Raw genomic sequence first — 18,696 nt, 5'->3', positions numbered from 1 at the left:
GGTTTCCGGGGCACCCGCCGGTCGGGTCAGTCGCGTGCCGCGAGGCGGTAGCCCATGCCGCGGACGGTCTCGACGCGGTCCGCGCCGACCTTGCCGCGCAGGTAGCGCACGTACACGTCGACGACGTTGGACGACGGGTCGAAGTCGTACCCCCACACCTGCGAGAGCAGCTGCTCGCGGGACAGCACCTGGCCGGGGTGCCGCAGGAACGCCTCGAGCAGCCCGTACTCGCGGGCCGAGAGGTCGACGTCACGGCCGTCGACGCTCACGCGGCGCGAGCGGACGTCGAGCGACAGGTCGCCCGCGCGCAGCACGGTCGGCTCGTCGGCGGGGTCGGCGCGCAGCCGCACCCGGATCCGGGCGAGCAGCTCCTCGAACCGGAACGGCTTGGCCATGTAGTCGTCGGCACCCTCGTCGAGGCCCGCGACGACGTCGCGCACGGTCGAGCGGGCGGTGAGGATGATGACGGGCAGCCGGCTGCCCTGACCCCGCAGCGCCCGCAGCACGGCGAGGCCGTCGCCGCCCTTGAGGCCCAGGTCGAGCACCATGAGGTCGAAGTCCCCGCTGGACGCGAGGTCGAGGGCCTCGCGCGCCGTGGCGACGGTGGTGCTCGCGTACCCCTGCGCCTGCAGGCCCTTGGCCACGAACCGTGCGATCCGGGCCTCGTCCTCGGCGACGAGGATCTGCGTCACGGGGTGCCTCCGGGTGCGTCGTCGGTGGGGGTCTGCGGCGCGGGGCCGTCCACGGGCACCCGCACGGTGAAGGTCGAGCCCTCGCCCCGCACGGACCGCACGCCGACGTCCCCGCCGTGAGCATGCGCGATGGCCGAGACGATCGCGAGCCCGAGTCCCGCGCCGGGTCGTGCCTCGTCCTCGTCGGCGCGCGCGAAGCGGTCGAACACCCGGTCGAGGTCGCCCGGGGCGATGCCGACGCCCTCGTCGGTGACCCACAGCTCCAGCCACCCGTCGTGGACGCGCGAGCCGAGCAGGACGGTCGAGCCGTCGTCGGAGAACTTCACGGCGTTCGCGGCGAGCTGGAGCCACGCCTGCGTGAGGCGCTGCGCGTCGACGAGGACCTCGCCCTCGGCGCGCTCCTGCACGCCCCAGCGGCGCGGCCCCAGCGCGCGGACGTTGCCGGACACGGTGTCGGTGAGCGCGCCCGCGTCGTGCGGCGCGAACCGCACGAACTCCCCGCTGCCCACGGTCGCCAGCGTCATGAGGTCCTCGACGAGGCGGCCCATGCGGTCGATCTCGTCGAGCGCGAGGGTGCGGGTCTCCTCGGCGTCGGCCGCGTCGGAGGTGTCCATGAGCTCGAGGTGCCCGCGCACCACGGTCAGCGGGGTGCGCAGCTCGTGGCCGACGTCGTCGAGCAGGGCGCGCTGCGCACCCACGGCGTCCTCGATCCGGTCGAGCATCGCGTTGAACGCGCGCGTGAGCTCGGCGACGTCGTCGTTGCCGCGCACGGGCAGGCGGGCGGTCTGGTCGGTGTCGGTGATCTGCTGCGCGGTGCGCCCGAGCAGGCGGATGGGCCGCAGCAGCCGCCCGGCGACGACCCACCCGACGACCCCGACGAGCAGCGTCGCGGCGGCCGCGACCCAGGCGTAGGTCGTGAAGACGGTGCTGAGCTCGCGGCGCTCGGCGGTGCGGTCCCACGCGAGCACGAGCACCGCGGCGTCCTGGGGCCCGGCCGCCACCACGGGGACGACCGCCACGCGCCAGTCGGTGAGCGTGCCGGGGACCGTCACCAGCCGTGCGCCCGCGGCGGGGTCGGTGGCGGCGAGCCGGGCCACGAGCGCGGCGTCGTCCTCGGGGCGCAGCAGCACCGAGTCCGCGGCCACGTCGGTGACCCGGCCGTCGACGAGCCCGACCATGCCCTCGTGCCGGCTGGGCACGGTGCGGGACATCGCCAGGCGGACGACCTCGCGCGCCGACGTGAACGGTCCGCCGGTGCGCGGGTCCACGCCCTCCGCGGCGAGCACCCGCACCTGCTCGGTGGCGCGGCGCAGCTCGTCGTCGATCCGCTCGTCGGTGCGCACGCCGCTGAGCAGGGCCGCGACGCCGCCGGACAGCGCGAGCGCGGCTGCGGTCGCCACGAGCACGGCGCCGAGGATGCGGACCCGGACGGTCACGGTCCGCCCGGCGGGCGGCGCGGGCGGCAGGGGCCGGACGACCGGGACGGCCTGCGTCGGCTCAGCGGTCGTCATCGTCGGAGCCCGAGTCGTCGTCGCTGTCGTCGTCGTCATCGCTGTCGTCGTCATCGTCATCGTCGTCCCGGTCGACGGGCGGGGCCGGCTCGACGGCGTCGGGGGTGGAGGACGGCGTGGGGGAGGGCGTCGGGCTGCCCGTCGCGGGGTCGGCCGGACCGGTGGGTGCGGGGTCCGTCGGTGCCGGTGCCGGGCTCGTGGTCACGCGCACGGGGTCGCCCACCACGACGTCGTCCGGCGGGGCGGCGACGGCCCGGACGACCGCGGCGACCCCCACCAGCAGCAGCACGGCGAGCACGAGCACGGCCACGAGCGACCCGCGGCGGGCCGGGCGCGCGGCGGCGGCGGTCTCCCGGGTGCGCATGCGGCTCCTCGTGGTCGGCGGGCGGACGGCGGGCGCGTCCACCGGTCGAGCATGCCCCGCGGCGATGAGACGCAGATGAGAGGAGCGCGGCGACACGCGCACCGGCACGCGAGCGTGAGCAACGCGCAGGCCCTAGAGCCTGGCCGATCCCCGCTGGGCTGGCTAGCGTTGCGCAAGTGACTGACAAGCGTGTCAACGGCAGCGCGGTGGTGACCTCCCCGCAGAACACCGTCGAAGGGTTCGTGAAGGAGTTCCTCCGCGAGCTCAGCTTCGGCCAGGGCGTGACCCTCGAGCGCGCGAGCGTCAACGACCAGTACCTGGCGCTGGCGCGCACGGTGCGCCAGTACCTCATGGCGCGCTGGCTCGAGACGCTCCAGCGGCAGCGCGAGGCGCAGGCCAAGTCGGTCGCCTACCTGTCCGCCGAGTACCTGCTGGGACGCCAGCTCGACAACGCGCTCCTCGCGACGGACCTCACCGAGGTCGTCGAGGAGGGGCTCGCGTCGCTCGGCATCGAGCTGCAGACGCTGCGCGACCAGGAGACCGAGCCCGGCCTGGGCAACGGCGGCCTCGGACGCCTCGCCGCGTGCTTCGTCGACTCCCTCGCCACGATGAGCGTGCCCTGCATCGGCTACGGCATCCGCTACGACTACGGCATCTTCCGCCAGACGTTCGTCGACGGCTGGCAGGTCGAGCAGCCGGACAACTGGCTCGCGCTCGGTGCGCCGTGGGAGTTCCCGCACCCCGAGGCGGCCGTCACCGTGCACTTCGGCGGGCGCACGGAGACGTACGACGACGAGGGCGTCGAGCGCACCCGCTGGGTGCACGACTGGGACGTGCTCGGCGTGCCGTTCAACTACATGGTCCCCGGCTACCAGAACGGCCGCGTGAACACGCTGCGGCTGTGGTCGGCCAAGGCCACGCAGGCCTTCGACCTGCAGATCTTCAACTCCGGCGAGTACGTCGACGCCGTCCGCGCGCAGACGTTCGCCGAGAACATCTCCAAGGTCCTGTACCCGGAGGACTCCACGCCGCAGGGCAAGGAGCTGCGGCTGCAGCAGCAGTACTTCTTCGTGGCGTGCTCCATCAAGGACTTCGTCGACTACGTCCTGCCCGAGGACTTCGACCTGCACCGCCTGCCCGAGCGGATCATCTTCCAGCTCAACGACACCCACCCGGTGATCGCCGTCCCCGAGCTCATGCGCGTGCTCGTCGACGAGAAGAAGTGGGACTGGGACGAGGCGTGGGCCGTCACGCAGCAGTGCTTCGCGTACACGTGCCACACCCTGCTGCCCGAGGCGCTCGAGGTCTGGTCGGTCGAGCTCATGGGCCGCCTGCTGCCGCGGCACCTGGAGATCATCTACCGCATCAACGAGGAGTTCCTCGCCGAGGTCGCCGCCAAGCACCCGGGCGACGACGCGCTCCTGGAGCGCATGTCGATCATCGCCGAGCGGCCCGAGCGCTCGGTGCGCATGGCGTACCTGGCCACGGTCGCCGGCTCGAAGGTCAACGGCGTCGCGGCCCTGCACTCGGACCTGCTGCGCGACAAGGTGCTGCCGGACTTCTCGACGTACTGGCCCGACAAGTTCACCAACGTGACCAACGGCGTCACGCCCCGGCGGTTCGTGCGGCTGTCCAACCCGGCGCTGTCCGAGCTCATCACCGAGGCCGTGGGCGTCGGCTGGGTCACCGACCTGGAGCGCCTGCGCGGCATGGAGCCGCTGGCCGACGACCAGGAGTTCCGCGAGAAGTTCCGCGCGGTCAAGGCCCACAACAAGGAGCGCCTGAGCGCGCTCCTGCAGGCCCGCGACGGCATCACGCTGCCCGCGGACGCGATGCTCGACGTCATGGTCAAGCGCCTGCACGAGTACAAGCGCCAGACCCTCAAGGTGCTGCACATCGTCACCCTGTACGACCGGGTGCTGCGCGGCGAGCTCGACCCCGCGACCATGCAGAAGCGGGTCTTCGCGTTCGGCGCCAAGGCGGCCCCCGGCTACCACATGGCGAAGCAGATCATCGGGCTCATCAACCACGTGGGCGCGACGATCAACGACGACCCCCGCCTCGGCGGCGCCCTGACGGTCGTGTTCCCGCCGAACTACAACGTCACGCTCGCCGAGACGCTCATCCCCGCCGCCGACCTGTCCGAGCAGATCTCGCTCGCCGGCAAGGAGGCCTCGGGCACGGGCAACATGAAGTTCGCGCTCAACGGTGCCCTGACCATCGGCACCGACGACGGCGCGAACGTCGAGATCCGCGAGCTCGTCGGCGACGAGAACTTCTTCCTGTTCGGCCTGCTGGAGCCGCAGGTCGCCGACCTCGTCGCCGCCGGCTACCAGCCGGGCCGCTACTACGAGGAGGACCCTGCCCTCAAGCGGGCGATCGACCTCATCGCGTCGGGCACGTTCTCGGGCGGCGACGGCAGCGTCTTCGCCCCCCTGGTGCAGAACCTGCTCACCGAGGACCGCTTCCTCGCCCTCGCCGACTACCGGTCGTACGTCGACGCGCAGGACCGCGTCGACGCCGCGTACGCCGACGTCGAGGGCTGGACCCGTTCCGCGATCCTCAACGTCGCCCGCTCCGGGTTCTTCTCCTCGGACCGGTCGATGTGGGACTACATCGACCGCATCTGGCACACCCCGCCGGTCGTCTCCCGCTGACCACCCACGCGCGACGAGGCCCCCGCCACCCGGCGGGGGCCTCGTGCGTCGTCAACCGCCCTCGTGCGTCGTCAGCCCCGCAGGGCAGCGACGGACTCCGTGAGGCGGGTCGCGGTGCTGCGCAGGTCGTGCGCGGCGTCCCGGATCGTGCTGATCGACTCCAGAGACCGGTCGTGCGCGCGCTCGACCACCTGCAGGCCGTCCTCGATGCCGCGGCCCTCGTCGGCCGCGGACGCCACCGACCCTGCCATCGACGCGGTCGTGGCGGACTGCTCCTCGACGGCGCCGGCGATCGTCGACTGGTAGTCGTCGATGCGGCGGACCACGTCGCTGATCTGCGCGATCTCCTCCACGGCCCGGGCGACGGCGCCCTGGATGGCCTCGACCTGCCCGGCGATCTCGCCGGTGGCCCGGGCCGTCTCGCGCGCGAGGTCCTTGACCTCGCCGGCGACGACCGCGAACCCCTTGCCGGAGTCGCCGGCGCGCGCCGCCTCGATGGTCGCGTTGAGCGCCAGCAGGTTCGTCTGCTCCGCGATGCCGGTGATGACCTGGACGACGGAGCCGATCTGCGCCGACGACGTGCCGAGCTCCTCGACGGTGCCGGTGGTGCGGGCGGCGATCTCGACGGCCTGCGCGGCGATGGCCGCCACGTCGGCGGTGTTGCGCGAGATCTCCCCGATGGACGCGTCCATCTGCTGCGCGCCGGCGGCGACGGACTCGATGCGGTCGGCCACCTGCCCGGCGCTCGCCGCGATGTCGCGGGAGCGGGCGCTGGAGTCCTGCACGGCGCCCGAGAGCTCCTCGCTGGTGCCGACGAGGGTGTCGACGGACGCGCTCACCGCGGACGCGGCGGCGCTGACCTCGGTGGCGGCCGCCGCGGTCCTGTCGAGCGTGCCGTTGAGCGCTGCGGCGAGGTGCTCGAGCTCGGTGCGCCCCGCGCCCTCGTCGAGCCGCGCGTGCAGGTCCCCGGACGCCAGCACCTGCGTGGCGCGGGCCAGCGGGCGGGTGATCGACCGCGAGACGGCCACGCCCAGGGCCGTGATGAGGGCCAGCGCGAGCGCCGCGACGGCCACGATCCCGCGGGCGTCCGCGACGGCCGCGGCGCGAACGTCGTCCACGTAGATGCCCGACCCGACGATCCAGCCCCACGGCTCGTACCCGGCGACGTAGGAGATCTTCGGCTGCGGGTCCTCCGCACCGGGCTTGGGCCACTGGTACGCCACGACGCCGGCGCCGTCGGCCTGCACGACCTCGACCATGCGGACGAACAGCCGCAGGCCGTCCGGGTCCTCGTTCATCGTCAGGTCGGTGCCGTCGAGCTCCGGCTTGATGGGGTGCATGAGCATCGTCGGGCCCATGTCGTTGACCCAGAAGTACTCCTCGCCCCCGTACCGCAGGGCGCGCAGCGCGTCGAGGGCCTGCGCCTGCGCGTCGGCCTCCGGCAGCGTGCCGGCGGTGGCCAGGGCGCCGTAGTGCTCGACGACACCGAGCGCGGTCTCGACCACGTGCTGCGTGGCCACGGTCCGCTCGTCGGTGATGCGCCGCTCGACGCCGCCGACGGCGACGACGGTCACGGCCACGAGCGTGAGGGCGGTGAGCGCCACGAGCGCGGCGAGGCGCTGGCGGACGGTGAGGGAACGAGTGCTGCGTTGCACGGGTGCTGCTCCTGTCGGTCGGCCGAGTGGTCGGCAGGCGGGAGCCATCGGTGGTGACGGCCGTCACAACCCCAACGGCACAGCCCCTCACCCGGGTGAGGCCCCCAGCGGGTGAAGTGGACGGACGTCCGACACGGGGACGTGGTGCATCACCAAGGCGCCGATCGCGGCGCGCGTACCCTCCGACAGATGGGAGACGTCATCACGGTGCGCCTGCCGCACGACCTCCTCCGCCGGCTCGACCGGCTGGCGACGGCGACGCAACGCACCAGTGCGTCCCTCGTGCTTGATGCGCTGGAGGCCCACGTCGAACGCGTGGAGCGTGATCAGCGCCTGCTCGCGGAGGCGCAGGACGCGCGCTCCGGCCGGGTGCCGGCGCGTCCGGCGGACACGGTCTACGCCCGTCTCGGGATCCCGTCCCCGAGCGCCGAGGACGTGGCGGGTGCTCTGTCGGACGTCGAGTGAGCGGGCCGGCGCAGGTATGCGGGCATGGGCACCGACCTGTTCAACGCCAGCTGGTCTGGTGGCCGACGGGCGATGAGTACGGGCGGTTCCGGCGGTCAGAGTGGAGACCGAGACGAGGAGCGTCATGCCGCAGCTGCTGAGGGTCCAGAGCTTCACCGTGTCCGCCGACGGGTACGGCGCCGGAGACGACCAGAGCCTGGAACGACCCTTCGGGCACGCCGACCCCGGGGTGCTGATGTCGTGGCTGCTGGGCACGGCGAGCTTCCCCGGTCGGACGTCGCCCGGGGGGTCGCGCGGTCTCGACGACCACCTCGCGCGCGACTTCCACCACGGCATCGGCGCCGAGATCATGGGCGCCCACAAGTTCAGCCCGCACCGCGGCCCCTGGGTCGACCACGCGTGGCAGGGCTGGTGGGGCGACGAGCCGCCGTTCCGCACGCCCGTCTTCGTGCTCACCCACCACCTGCGCCCCTCGTTCGCGCTGGGCGCCACGACGTTCCACTTCGTCGACGCCACGCCGCAGGACGTCCTCGACCGGGCGCGCGCGGCCGCGCAGGGCCGCGACGTCCGCCTGGGCGGGGGCGCGCAGACCATCCGCGCGTTCCTCGACGCCGACCTGGTCGACACCCTGCACGTCGCGGTCGCCGCGCTCGAGCTCGGCTCGGGCACCCGGCTCTGGGAGTCCCCGGACGAGCTCGACGACCGCTACCACCACGACGTCGTCCCCAGCCCCAGCGGGGTGGTGCACCACCTGCTCTGGCGGCGCTGACCGCCCGACCCGTCGATGGCTGACCGTCGCCGGTCGGGCCGCAGCGTCAGCGGCTGCGGGGGCGGCCCTTGCCCGTGCGGGCGGCGGGGGAGGGGCGGCCGGTCGGGGTGCGGCGGCCGCGCGCCGGCGGGGGCGTGGCCTTGCGGGCCGGGCGCGGCTCGGGGTCGGGGGTCGCGGTGCCTCGGGAGCTCGCGGACGTGCGGCCGCGCAGGATGCCGACGAGCTCCTGGGCGTGCGGGTGCTCCGCGTCGACCCGCCAGACCAGGGCCAGGGGGGAGCCGGGGGCGTCGGGCACGGGGCGGACCGTGGTGCTCTCGTCGCGGTGCGCGCGGGCCAGCGCCGCGGGCAGCACCAGCACACCGACCTCGGAGGCGACCAGCGCCACGGCGGTCGCGACGTCCGGGGCCTGCGTGACGTCCGCGTCGTGGCCGGGGGGCAGCCAGCCGAGGGCGTCGTCGGCGGGCACCACGAGGGGCTCGTCGGCGAGGTCGGCGGCGTCGACCTGGTCCACGACGGTGAGCACGTGCTCCTTGGGCACGACGACGACCGTGTCCTCCGTCCACAGCGGCACGACCGCCCAGCCGTCGCGGGTGCTCGGTGTGGTCGTCGCCAGGCCCGGCGGGGCGGGCGCGTCCAGCCGGTCGCCGGTCGTCGGGTCCACCGGGGTGAGGCGGACCACGGCCGCGTCGACGTCGCCGGCCAGCACGGCCGCGACCGCCTCGCGGGAGCCACCGCGCACCACGTCCAGCGGGTCGTCGGGCAGGCGCTGCGCCCACACCTTGAGCCATCGGTCCGGGGTCACGCCCGGCACGAGCCACAGCCTCATCGGACCTTCTCCACGACCACGTCGACGACCGCGTGGCCCAGGTCGAGGCCCCGCTGCTCGAACCGCGTCACCGGGCGGTGCGCGGGGCGGTCGACCACGCCGCCGACCAGGGCTGGGTCGCCGGTGAGCACCTCGACCGCCTGCTCGGCGTACTCCGCCCAGTCGGTCGCCACGTGCAGGGTGCCGCCGACGCGCAGCCGCTCCCGCAGCAGCGCGACGTGCTCGGCCTGCACGAGCCGGCGCTTGTGGTGCTTCGCCTTGGGCCACGGGTCGGGGAAGAACGCGTGGACCGCGTCGAGGCTGCCGGGCGCGACGTGCGCACGCACGAGCCGCAGCGCGTCGCCGTGCGCGACCCGCACGTTGGTCAGCCCCTCCTGCTCGACGCGGACCAGCAGCGCCGCCACACCCGGCAGGTGCGCCTCGACCGCCAGCCAGTCGCGCGCGGGGTCCGCCGCGGCCATCGCGGCCGTCGCCTCACCCATCCCGGAGCCGATCTCCAGCACCACCGGCGCCCGACGGCCGAACAGGGCCTCGGTGTCCAGCAGCCCGTCCGCGGTCAGCGGGGGAGCGTGCCGGGGGTCGTCGACGGAGAAGCCGTGCACGTCGAACAAACGGTCGAGCGCGTCGGAACGGTCACGACCCAGCGGTGAACGGCGCGGGTGGAACGTGCGCAGCGGCTCGTGCGGGCGCGCCGCCCGATGGGTGAACACGTCCCGGGAAGCCACCCCACCACCCTACGGACCCGCCGGCCCCGCCCCCGCCACGCGGTCGTCGAGGAAGGCGCCGACCTCCTGCAGGTAGCGCTCGCGGGCCGGGGGCGGGGACAGCGCGAGGTCGTGGGCGCCGCCGGGGACGACGACGAGCGTGACGTCGGGCCCGAGCAGCGGGGCGCGGGCCGCCATCTGCGCGGGGTCGAGCACGGAGTCCGTGGTCAGCAGCGCGTCGTGCCAGACGTCGTCCGGGCCCTTCGCGTCCGAGGTGAGCACGAGCACCGGCACGTCGATCGCCAGACCCCGCGCGACCCGGGCCTGCCCCCGCCGGACGGCGCGCATGAACCCGGCGGTGACGGGGAACCCGGTGTGCGGCTTCCACGTCAGGTCGTACTCCCACTCGCCGCCGGTGCCCGTGTGCAGGGCGCGGCCGTAGTGCTCGGCGAGGCTGCCGACGACGAGGCGCGGCGCGACCCGTCCCAGCACCGCGACCGCCGCGGTGACCGCCGCGCGCTGCGGCTGCGGCTTCTGCAGGTCGAGCCACGGCGAGTTCAGCACCACGGCGTCGACGCGCCCGCGCCCGCGGCGCGCGTGCGCCCACAGGGCCGCGGTCAGACCGCCCGTGGAGTGGCCGAGCAGCACGACCCGCTCGTGCGTGGCACGCAGCAGGTCGACGGCCGCGTCGATCTCCTCCGCGTACGTCGCCAGCTCCGTGGTGGTGTTCGGCGGGCGGCCGGGGCGGATGGAGCGGCCGTGGTCGCGCAGGTCGAGCGCGTGCAGGTCCCAGCCCGCCTCGGCGAGCGCGTCGGCGACGTGCGTCTGGAAGAAGTAGTCGACGAACCCGTGCAGGTAGAGCACCGCGCCCCGCGCCGGCCGCTGCGCGCGGACCCGCCGCACGAGCGTCGCCACCGGGGCCACGCCGGTCCGGGCCTGCACGGCGTCGGGCCGCAGGGTGAGGGTCCGGGCGACCCAGCCGTCGCCGAGGACGTCGGGCACCTCCCCGTCCGGTCCGTCGGGGCGTGCGGTCTGGGCGGGCGTGCCGTCGGTGGTCACCCTACGATCGTGCCACCGGCACCCCGCCCGTTCCTCCGGCACGCCGCGGGGCCGGCCTCGACGGCGAGGGGGAACCGTGCGACGAGGGCAGGTCGTCCCGACGGGCGCGATGCGCTCCTTCGGGCACGAGGAGATCATCGTCTCCAAGACGGACCGGCAGGGGCGCATCACCTACGCCAACGAGGTCTTCGTCCGCGTCAGCGGGTACACCGAGCGCGAGCTGCTGGGCGCCCCGCACAGCATCATCCGCCACCCCGCCATGCCACGGGCCGTGTTCCGGCTGCTCTGGGACACGATCGGCGGCGGCGACGAGGTGTTCGCGTACGTGCTCAACCTCGCGGCCGACGGCGTCGGCTACTGGGTGCTCGCGCACGTCACGCCGACGTACGACGCGAGCGGCGCGCTGACCGGCTACCACTCGAGCCGGCGGTGGCCGCAGCCCGCCGCGGTGCGCGCGGTCGAGCCCCTCTACGCCCAGCTCCTCGCCGAGGAGGCCCGGCACCCCACCGGCAACGCCGCGGTCGATGCGTCGACGGCGATGCTCCGGGGCGTCCTGGCAGACGCCGGGTGCAGCTACGAGGAGTGGGTCTGGGGCCTCGTGCGCGAGCACGAGCAGGACGTGTGAGAGGACCCGCCGGACGAGGGGCGATCATCTGCATCGCGACCCGGGATCAGGTTGTGGCGATGCTCGGTCCGCCGCCAGCGTCGAAGGTCGAGCACAACGGCCGGCCGCGGGCCCCCGTGCGAGCAGGAGATCGTGTGCGGGGACTCGGCAATCAGGGACAGGTGGTCGGGGTTCTGCGGTCCGGTTGGGCGTGGCCCGTGGGAGGGTTCGTCTCGCGTGGGCGGCCAGGTCAGCCAGGAGGAGAGATGAGCAGCGTCTACACCGCGACGGCGACCCGGGAAGGCCGGTGGTGGGTGATCAGCGTGCCTGCTGTCGACGGGGTCACCCAGGCCTTGCACCTGGACGACGTCGCCCAGGCCGCCGCCGAGCTCGTCGCGGTCACCCTCGACGTGCCCGTCGACGACGTCCGCATCGAGGTCGTCATGGCCTCCGGCGACGACCGGTGAGCGCCCCGGCACCCGAGCGCCGGCACCCGCACGTGCTCACCCTCGACGACGTCGCCACCCTGACCGGCAAACCCCCGGCGACCGTGGCCCGGTGGGCGACCGCAGGGACGATCCCGGGGGTGCGGTTCGGACGCGCGTGGCGGTTCTGGCCCCCGCGATCGCCGTGGCCCTGCACGGCCCCGACGGCGCTGGCACTGTCCCGGCGCTGCCCGCGCGGCATGTCGAGCCCGGGATGCTCACGTCCCGCGGCCTAGCGCGGGTGCTGGACCTGCCGCCGGCGAACGTCAACCGGCTCGTGCGCGCCGGCGCGATCCCCGCTAGCCGTGACCTGCGCTGGACGATCTCCTGGCCGAGGGTCCGGACCTGCATCGCCACCGGCCGACCGCTGACCGAGCCCGCACCCATCGCTCGCGCGGGCGTGAGCCGGGGTACTGCTGTGGTGGGTCCGCGGCCGCGCGTCTGAGCCGCAAGGACCTGGAGAAGGTGCTCGCCGAGAACTCCACCTACCCCGGGCTCGCCGAGGCGATGGCCGAGCTGCCGCCCTCATGACGACCATCGAGCCGCCCCCGGATCCGTCGCTCTCACGTCAGGTCGGTGAGGCTGTCGTGCGGCCGCGTCGGCCATCCCGTTCGCCGGTGGAGCCGTCGTGGAGGCGTTCACGTTCGCGACCCAGCGCGGGTTACCAGCGCCGGCTTCACGAGTGGATGGCCGAGGTGTCCGAGGCCATCAACCGTCTGGTGCTCGAACCGCACGGTCAGGACTGGGCCTCGCTGGAGACCAACGACGGGTTCCTCGACGCGATCGCCCACGCCACAGGGCCCGGCGACCGATGCCCCATCACCGGCGCTCGTGGTCGTGCGCGGCCGACGCGTTGGGTGCTTCGTCGTGCGGCTTGGATTCGGGCGTCGCACGCTGTGGTGGACGGCACACGCAGCGAGGAGGTCGAGGCGATGACGGCGAACAGGAACGTGGTTCCCAGCCCTTCGGGTGGGTGGGACGTGACCGGTGCGGGTCAGCGAGCGTCGGCTCATGCTGACACGCAGGCCGAGGCGATCGCGCGTGCGAAGCAGATCGTCGAGAACGCGGGCGGCGGGGAGGTCAGCATCCATGGTCGCGACGGTCGGGTCCGGGCCAAGGACACCGTGGCTCCGGGCAACGATCCCCGGCAGATTCCCGGCTAAGGCCCGGGCGCGCGCGTCGGGCTCTCGTGGAACCCGGAGCGCTCTCGAGAGCGGGCCCCGGGCCGACAGGTGGGTACAGGTGCTGCGGGCGGGCGTGCTGTCCTTTCCGAAGTGCAGCGCGCTCGCCCGTGGCTCCTTATCGAGGGTGACGCACTGCCCGTGGCGGTGGTAGCCGGGGCCGGACCGTGATCCAGGGCGTCGGCGGTGGGTCGGTGCCCGGTTGCGGCGGGTCAGGACAGCCTGGACATACTGGCGTCATGGGGACCAGCAGCGAGCTCTCGCGGCCGCCGGGGCAGATCACGGCCGACGCCGGCATCGTGCATGTGCGCGGTGATGTCGACGAGCACAGCGTCGAGCTGCTGGTCGGTGAGCTGGGCACGGATCGGGCTGGTCTTGGTGCGGTGCTGGTCGGCGCGGGAGTACGCGAGGTCGACCTGAGCCAGGCCGTATTCATCGACTCCTCGGTGGTAGGGATGATCTTGTCTGTGGCCGGTGGGTTGAGCGGGACGCGGCTGCAGGTCCGAGGCGCACACGGGGAGCCGCTGACGGTGCTGTGCACGGTCGGCGCTGATGCCCTGGTCGATCTGGTCGACGTCTAGGTCGGTCGTGCGCGCCGTGCGGCACGGCCCAGGATCAGGTCGAGTGACCGTCGTGGGTGCGCGCGGCGGCCTGCTCTTGGTAGGTGAACTGGTCGGGGTCGATGCCGCGGTCGTGCAGGAGGGCGTCGACCTTCGCTTCGAGGCGTTCGTCGCTCTCGCGGGACTGTGAGGATCCCCAGAAGTAGAAGAGGGCGAGTCCACCGGCCTGCCACAGCAGCTGGAGGAACTCCGACTGCCAGTTCTCGAACGTGGCGGACAAGAACATCGGGAAGAACTGCGCCCACTCGAAGGTCGTGCCGTGCTCGGCGGCGTCGTTGCGTGCCTCGATGGCTTGGAACGTGAACTGGCCGGCCCAGGAGGACACGAACAGCACGGCGGTCACGATTCCGAAGGAGTACGCGGTGATGAACCGCGGGCGGTTCTTGCGCTTGCCGGACATGGGGTGACCCTTCGACGGTGAGGTGTGCTCTTCACGGTAGGCACCCGGGGGCGATCGCGCCGGGGCTGGCGGTGGTCGGGTGTCCAGATGCATGACCGTGGTCTCGGGGCGAGCCTGGGGGAGCAACGGCGCGTCGAGAACGGGGGCGCGTGCCACGTCCCGGCCGTCCGGGGTCGGTCGGGCGACCTCGAAGGAGACCCGATGTTCTTCCACCGGCAAGAGCTCCAGCACAAGGCCACGCCCGACAAGCCTGACGCGGTCTACGCCCGCAAGCTCCAGGAGGTCCTGGGCGGGCAGTACGGCGAGATCAGTGTCGCCATGCAGTACGGGTTCCAGTCCTGGAACACCCACCTGCCCGGCAAGTACCGGGACCTGCTCTACGGCATCGGTGCCGAGGAGTTCGGGCACGTGGAGATGCTCGCCACGATGATCGCCCAGCTCCTGGAGAAGGCGCCCATGGGTCTCACCGAGGACGCCGTCCAGAACGACCCCACGGTGGCCGCCGTGATCGGCGGGACCGACCTGCAGCATGCGATCGTCGCCGGCGCCGGCGCCCGGCCCGTCGACAGCATGGGCAACCCCTGGACCGCCGGGTACATCACGGCCAGCGGGAACCTGCTCGCGGACTTCACGGCGAACGCGAACGCCGAGATGCAGGGCCGGGTCCAGGTGGCCCGCCTCTACCACATGACCGACGACCACGGCGTGCGGGACCTGCTGGCGTTCCTGCTGGCGCGGGACACCATGCACCAGAACCAGTGGATCGCCGCGGCGCGCGAGCTCCAGGAGGAGGGGTTCGAGGGCCTTCCGGTGCCGAGCAACTTCCCGTTGGGGGACGAGGACCGCGACGTGTCGTACCAGTACATCAACTTCTCCGACGGCAAGGACGCCGACAAGGGCTCCTGGGCGTCCGGTCCCACCCCGGACGGGCTCGGCGAGTTCACCTACGTCGCCGAGCCGCCCGCCGGGGTGCCGATGCCGCCGCCCACCGTCCCTGACCCCCGCCTCTACGGCACCACGCCGCTGCCGAACGCGGTCGAGAAGGTCACCGGGAAGCTCAAGGACACCTTCACCGCGGACTGAGGGGCACGCGGCGGCCGCCGGGTCCCGACGGGCACGTGCGCGCCGGCACCCGGTATCGGCCGTGCCGGCGCGGCCCCGGCGGTCAGCCGCCGGCAGTGGGCTCGTCCGCCCGGGGATTGAGGGCGTCCGGGTCGGCATCCGGATCGCCGTCAGCGTCCGGGGCGGCTCCCGCGGAGGCCTGAGCGCCCTCCCGCGGGTTCAGCATCTGCGGGTCGGAGTCCGGGTCTTCCTGGGGGTCGTATCCGGTGGTGGGGTCGCTCATGATCGACCTCTCTGGTCGGCTGGGCTGTCCCTGCCACGCTCGCACGCGCTGCCCGAGCCCGCACGCCGGGGTCGGGCAGCGCGTGCCGCCCGAGATGGCGGCCCGCCACCCGGCCGCCAGCGCGCATCGACCCACCATCAGGGCCGGGCGCGCGCGCTCGTCGCAGCGGCGACCATGAGGATGGACGCGATCACCTGCAGGAGCGCGACGGTGGCTGTCAGGGCCTGGGGTGCGTCGGTGGCCAGGGCGCCGGCGAGGCCGCCGCCGGCGACGGCGGCGAGGCCCTGCACGGCGGCGAACCAGCCGTAGGCGGTGGCCCGGCGCCCGGGGGGCACGAGCTCGGCGACGCGTGCCTTGACGGTCGAGTCCAGCAGCCCGCCGGCCAGGCCCCAGGCGGCGACCCCGACCAGGACGGCCGGCAGCGTGGGGGCGAAGGCGAGCGGTGGCACGGTCGCGACGAGTGCCGGGACCACGAGGACCGCACGGGGGCCGACGCGGTCGTGCACGACACCGACGACCAGGGCGCCGATCGCGGCGGCGAGCATGGCGCCTGCGTACACGACGGGGACGAGCGTCGCGTGGAGGAGTCCCTGGTCGACCAGGTGGTAGGAGATCACCGCGAACGTCGTCAGGCCGGCACCGACGGCGGCCGCGGCGGCCGCGAACAGCCAGAACGGGCGCGGCAGCTCCCGGGCCGGGCCGAGCCAGGACCGTCGCGTCGCGCTGGTGCTGGTCGGGCCTGGCGGGGTGGCGGGATCGGGTGGGACGTCGTCCGGGGCGAGGCGGCGGACCGCGACGAGCAGGACCATCGCGATCGTGCCGGGAACGGCCAGCACGGCCAGTGCCGGCACGAGGGACCCGGTCAGGGCGAGGACCCCGGCGACGAGCAGCGGCCCGACGAACGCGCCGACCTGGTCCATGGCCTTGTGCACGCCGAACCCGCGGCCGAGCCCGACCTGCTCGGCCGCGCGGGCCAGCAGCACCGACTTCGACGGGCTGCGCACCGCCTTGCCGACCCGCTCGAGCAGCAGCAGCGCGCAGGCCACGCCCGCGCCGGCCGCGCCGAGCAGCGGGGTCAGCGCCAGCAGCGGCACGCCGACCGCGGTCAGGGCGTACCCGGTCAGCGTCGTCGGCCAGTACCGGCCGGCACGGTCCGCGCGGGCACCGAACGGCAGACGCAGCACGAGCGCGGCGGCCTCGCCTGCCCCGGTGACCAGCCCGGCGAGGAGCATCGGCACCCCGAGCAGCGCCAGGAGCGGACCCGTCACCGACCGCGCACCCTCGTACACCATGTCCGCGGCCAGCGACACCACACCCAGCCCGAGCACGACCCGCCACGCCGCACGCCCCGCACCCGCGGTCCCGGTCACCACGGGCACGACCGTACGAGACGCGCACCCCGGCCCGGTGGGTGTGCCCCCAGCAGCGGAGCCAGCGGGGCTACCGTCGACAGGTGGAGAACGGCGCCGAGGACGCGTTGGCCGCCTTGACGGCAGCCGTGGGTGCGGTCGCCGCTCGTCAGCAGGCGGGCCGCCCCGTGACGGAGGAGGACCTCGAGCAGATCAGGGCCGGCGTGCTCCTCGCAGCGCATCGCGGTGCGTCGGCCGACACGATCGCGGCCGAGGGGCACCTGTCCGTGACCTGGGTCCGCGACGTGCTCGGCGCGCCGGACGACGCGCTGCGGGACCGGTCCGGGCACACGATCTGGGTGCTGTAGAACGCGCCCCAGGCCGTCATCGACGACGAGCTCCCGAAGCGTACGGGCCGCCGGGCCCTGAGACTGCTCTGACGGCGAACCGTGGCGCTGGACCTGTTCAGCACTCTGCGATATGCGGTTGATGTCATGAACTGTCGTATATGCCGGAATGCGGAGACTTCGTTGGTCGTCCGTCGCGGCACCACGTAATCGACCGCAAGCGTCCTACCCCGCATGGCCTAGGCAGGCGTATCGTAGTTCCGTCGGCCATCGCCGGCTCACGAGGAGAATTCTGCATGTGCGCCGAATTCTGGAATCGCAGGGGGAATCTTGAGAACTCGCACGCGCTTGCGCGCAATTGCTGTATGTGGGGCGGCATCATTGGGTTTGTCCCTAGTTGCGCTCCCGGCGTCCGCAGCGACGATCACGGATGCCACGAAATTGGTATCCAGCGCCCCCTCGACTAGCGAGCGATTTGGTGGATCTGTCGCTGTGTCAAGCGATGGGACCCTGTCGCTGGTTGGCTCGACGTCGCCGCCGACGGTTACCTTCGCTGGCCGCGTGAGGGTCTTCAGCAACTCTGGACCGGGTACGACATGGGCCGCTCAGGCCGATATCCAGCCAGACGATGGTGGGACTGCGACCGATCGCTTCGGGTACTCGTTGGCACTCTCGGGTGATGGGTCAACGGCTATCATTGCGGCCGCTCCCCTCAATTCATCCAACCGGGTAGGGCCTGGCCTGGTGTACGTATTCACCCGGGCTGATTCCGGTTGGGTGCAGGAACAGATCATCCCATCTCCGACCGGCACCGGCACGAGTTTCGGCGACGCGATCGACGTGTCGAACGATGGCAGGCACTTCGTGGTCGGGGCTCCGTGCGCTGAGTGGAGCACCTGCAACGGCGCCGCATACTTCTTCTCGAAGCCTGTTGGTGCGACGAGCTGGACCTTGAACACCACTACGACGTGCGCGGCTGCGACCGGCGGCCTGTGTGGATCAACGGTCGCCATCTCTGGCGATGGGACCGTGGCGGCCGTTGGCCAGCCGTACTACAAGACGGTATCCGGGTCGACGACGACTCGTCGCCCCTACGTCCACACGTTCAGACGCCCGGCCTCGGCGAGCTCCTGGATCTATCAGGCAGCGCTCGCTTCTCCTGCAGGCGACAACGCCCTCACCGACTTTGGGTACCGTGACTCTCTATCTCTTTCCGGCGATGGAAGCGCCCTCGTCGTCGGGGCCCCTAGCCTAGGCGTCGTGAATGGCTCATATGTCGCAGGCGGAATCTACACGTATCGGTTCTCAGGTGCGAGTTGGGGTACACCTTCACTGGTGACTCGTTCTGCGACCACCGCCACCCCGAATCGGCAGATGGGGTACTCGGTCGAGATCTCGCCAGACGGCCTCACCATGATTGCGGGTGCGCCGGACGGCTCGACGACCGGGGCGGCGGGAGGGGGCGCCGTTTACCGATGGACCCGGTCATCGGTCACTGCCCTGTGGGTATTCACTGATACCTACACGGCCGGCGATACGGTCACGGGCGACAAGTTCGGGTCGTCTGTTGGCTTGCCGGGGTCAGCGCCGAGTCGACCGGTCGTCGGGGCACCGTTCAAGGACGGTGTACTCACGGACGCGGGTGCGGCCTATCTGTACTAGG

21 protein-coding genes are annotated in these 18,696 nt (G+C 73.0%); 11 read left to right on the top strand and 10 right to left on the bottom strand.

What is annotated here, in order from left to right; genetic code table 11:
• Window positions 1-26: 26 nt before the first annotated feature.
• The 3 genes from FBY24_RS04345 to FBY24_RS04335 are packed head-to-tail and all read right to left on the bottom strand — an operon-like array spanning window position 27 to window position 2,567.
• Window positions 27-692: a response regulator transcription factor gene (locus tag FBY24_RS04345; RefSeq protein WP_142158381.1), complete on the bottom strand. Its 666-nt coding sequence runs from the start codon at window positions 690-692 to the stop codon at window positions 27-29.
• Complete coding sequence (locus FBY24_RS04340) at window positions 689-2,203, bottom strand: cell wall metabolism sensor histidine kinase WalK (RefSeq protein WP_255432220.1); 1,515 nt, start codon at window positions 2,201-2,203, stop codon at window positions 689-691. The genes FBY24_RS04345 and FBY24_RS04340 overlap by 4 nt, the downstream gene beginning before the upstream one ends.
• Window positions 2,190-2,567: a hypothetical protein gene (locus tag FBY24_RS04335; RefSeq protein WP_142158379.1), complete on the bottom strand. Its 378-nt coding sequence runs from the start codon at window positions 2,565-2,567 to the stop codon at window positions 2,190-2,192. Before FBY24_RS04335 ends, FBY24_RS04340 begins: the two co-directional genes overlap by 14 nt.
• A 176-nt stretch (window positions 2,568-2,743) precedes the next feature.
• Here FBY24_RS04335 and FBY24_RS04330 point away from each other — a divergent pair, with 176 nt between their 5' ends.
• On the top strand, window positions 2,744-5,224 hold the full coding sequence (locus FBY24_RS04330) for a glycogen/starch/alpha-glucan phosphorylase (RefSeq protein ID WP_142158377.1): 2,481 nt from the start codon (window positions 2,744-2,746) through the stop codon (window positions 5,222-5,224).
• A 71-nt stretch (window positions 5,225-5,295) separates the two neighbouring features.
• On the opposite strand, the gene FBY24_RS04325 is transcribed toward FBY24_RS04330, so the two are convergent.
• Window positions 5,296-6,879, bottom strand: coding sequence for a methyl-accepting chemotaxis protein (locus tag FBY24_RS04325; protein ID WP_255432219.1), 1,584 nt, complete (start codon window positions 6,877-6,879; stop codon window positions 5,296-5,298).
• 189 nt (window positions 6,880-7,068) lie between these two features.
• Between FBY24_RS04325 and FBY24_RS04320 the strand changes: the two genes are divergently transcribed.
• The gene (locus tag FBY24_RS04320) at window positions 7,069-7,344 is read left to right on the top strand and encodes a ribbon-helix-helix protein, CopG family (protein ID WP_140459502.1); all 276 of its coding nucleotides are present in this window, start codon (window positions 7,069-7,071) and stop codon (window positions 7,342-7,344) included.
• 124 nt (window positions 7,345-7,468) lie between these two features.
• On the top strand, window positions 7,469-8,113 hold the full coding sequence (locus tag FBY24_RS04315; protein ID WP_142158373.1) for a dihydrofolate reductase family protein: 645 nt from the start codon (window positions 7,469-7,471) through the stop codon (window positions 8,111-8,113).
• A gap of 46 nt (window positions 8,114-8,159) precedes the next feature.
• Here FBY24_RS04315 and FBY24_RS04310 read toward each other — a convergent pair whose 3' ends face one another.
• From FBY24_RS04310 to FBY24_RS04300, 3 genes are read right to left on the bottom strand one after another with little or no spacing between them, the layout of a single operon-like run.
• Window positions 8,160-8,939, bottom strand: coding sequence for a LysR substrate-binding domain-containing protein (locus FBY24_RS04310; protein ID WP_142158371.1), 780 nt, complete (start codon window positions 8,937-8,939; stop codon window positions 8,160-8,162).
• The gene (gene trmB, locus FBY24_RS04305) at window positions 8,936-9,664 is read right to left on the bottom strand and encodes a tRNA (guanosine(46)-N7)-methyltransferase TrmB (RefSeq protein ID WP_142158369.1); all 729 of its coding nucleotides are present in this window, start codon (window positions 9,662-9,664) and stop codon (window positions 8,936-8,938) included. Before trmB ends, FBY24_RS04310 begins: the two co-directional genes overlap by 4 nt.
• A 9-nt stretch (window positions 9,665-9,673) precedes the next feature.
• On the bottom strand, window positions 9,674-10,702 hold the full coding sequence (locus FBY24_RS04300; RefSeq protein ID WP_255432218.1) for an alpha/beta hydrolase: 1,029 nt from the start codon (window positions 10,700-10,702) through the stop codon (window positions 9,674-9,676).
• Between the two features lie 76 nt (window positions 10,703-10,778).
• Between FBY24_RS04300 and FBY24_RS04295 the strand changes: the two genes are divergently transcribed.
• The 5 genes from FBY24_RS04295 to FBY24_RS04280 all read left to right on the top strand — a co-directional run bounded on the left by FBY24_RS04295 (window position 10,779) and on the right by FBY24_RS04280 (window position 13,553).
• On the top strand, window positions 10,779-11,327 hold the full coding sequence (locus tag FBY24_RS04295; protein WP_255432217.1) for a PAS domain-containing protein: 549 nt from the start codon (window positions 10,779-10,781) through the stop codon (window positions 11,325-11,327).
• Window positions 11,328-11,572: 245 nt separating this feature from the next.
• Window positions 11,573-11,773, top strand: coding sequence for a hypothetical protein (locus FBY24_RS18895; protein WP_160158421.1), 201 nt, complete (start codon window positions 11,573-11,575; stop codon window positions 11,771-11,773).
• Complete coding sequence (locus tag FBY24_RS19745) at window positions 11,770-12,027, top strand: helix-turn-helix domain-containing protein (protein WP_160158420.1); 258 nt, start codon at window positions 11,770-11,772, stop codon at window positions 12,025-12,027. The genes FBY24_RS18895 and FBY24_RS19745 overlap by 4 nt, the downstream gene beginning before the upstream one ends.
• A gap of 291 nt (window positions 12,028-12,318) precedes the next feature.
• Window positions 12,319-12,954 carry a DUF2188 domain-containing protein gene (locus FBY24_RS19200; protein WP_222117202.1) on the top strand — a complete coding sequence of 212 codons (636 nt, stop codon included), beginning with the start codon at window positions 12,319-12,321 and terminating at the stop codon, window positions 12,952-12,954.
• A gap of 257 nt (window positions 12,955-13,211) precedes the next feature.
• Window positions 13,212-13,553 carry a hypothetical protein gene (locus FBY24_RS04280; protein ID WP_142158362.1) on the top strand — a complete coding sequence of 114 codons (342 nt, stop codon included), beginning with the start codon at window positions 13,212-13,214 and terminating at the stop codon, window positions 13,551-13,553.
• Between the two features lie 34 nt (window positions 13,554-13,587).
• Here FBY24_RS04280 and FBY24_RS04275 read toward each other — a convergent pair whose 3' ends face one another.
• Complete coding sequence (locus FBY24_RS04275) at window positions 13,588-13,992, bottom strand: DUF6766 family protein (RefSeq protein WP_142158359.1); 405 nt, start codon at window positions 13,990-13,992, stop codon at window positions 13,588-13,590.
• A gap of 201 nt (window positions 13,993-14,193) precedes the next feature.
• Here FBY24_RS04275 and FBY24_RS04270 point away from each other — a divergent pair, with 201 nt between their 5' ends.
• Window positions 14,194-15,075 (top strand): manganese catalase family protein, encoded by an 882-nt coding sequence (locus tag FBY24_RS04270; RefSeq protein ID WP_142158357.1) that lies wholly within the window; start codon window positions 14,194-14,196, stop codon window positions 15,073-15,075.
• 82 nt (window positions 15,076-15,157) lie between these two features.
• Here FBY24_RS04270 and FBY24_RS04265 read toward each other — a convergent pair whose 3' ends face one another.
• Window positions 15,158-15,337 (bottom strand): hypothetical protein, encoded by a 180-nt coding sequence (locus tag FBY24_RS04265; RefSeq protein ID WP_142158355.1) that lies wholly within the window; start codon window positions 15,335-15,337, stop codon window positions 15,158-15,160.
• A 137-nt stretch (window positions 15,338-15,474) separates the two neighbouring features.
• Window positions 15,475-16,710, bottom strand: coding sequence for an MFS transporter (locus FBY24_RS04260; RefSeq protein ID WP_255432216.1), 1,236 nt, complete (start codon window positions 16,708-16,710; stop codon window positions 15,475-15,477).
• An 80-nt stretch (window positions 16,711-16,790) separates the two neighbouring features.
• Between FBY24_RS04260 and FBY24_RS04255 the strand changes: the two genes are divergently transcribed.
• Together FBY24_RS04255 and FBY24_RS04250 are read left to right on the top strand one after the other, a co-directional pair.
• Window positions 16,791-17,054, top strand: coding sequence for a hypothetical protein (locus tag FBY24_RS04255; RefSeq protein WP_142158353.1), 264 nt, complete (start codon window positions 16,791-16,793; stop codon window positions 17,052-17,054).
• 540 nt (window positions 17,055-17,594) lie between these two features.
• Window positions 17,595-18,695, top strand: a complete 1,101-nt coding sequence (locus tag FBY24_RS04250; protein WP_142158351.1) for an FG-GAP repeat protein — start codon at window positions 17,595-17,597, stop codon at window positions 18,693-18,695.
• Window position 18,696: the final 1 nt, after the last annotated feature.

This window comes from Cellulomonas sp. SLBN-39 (assembly GCF_006715865.1).
Lineage (GTDB): Bacteria > Actinomycetota > Actinomycetes > Actinomycetales > Cellulomonadaceae > Cellulomonas.
This window is presented reverse-complemented; position numbering and strand designations above follow the sequence as displayed.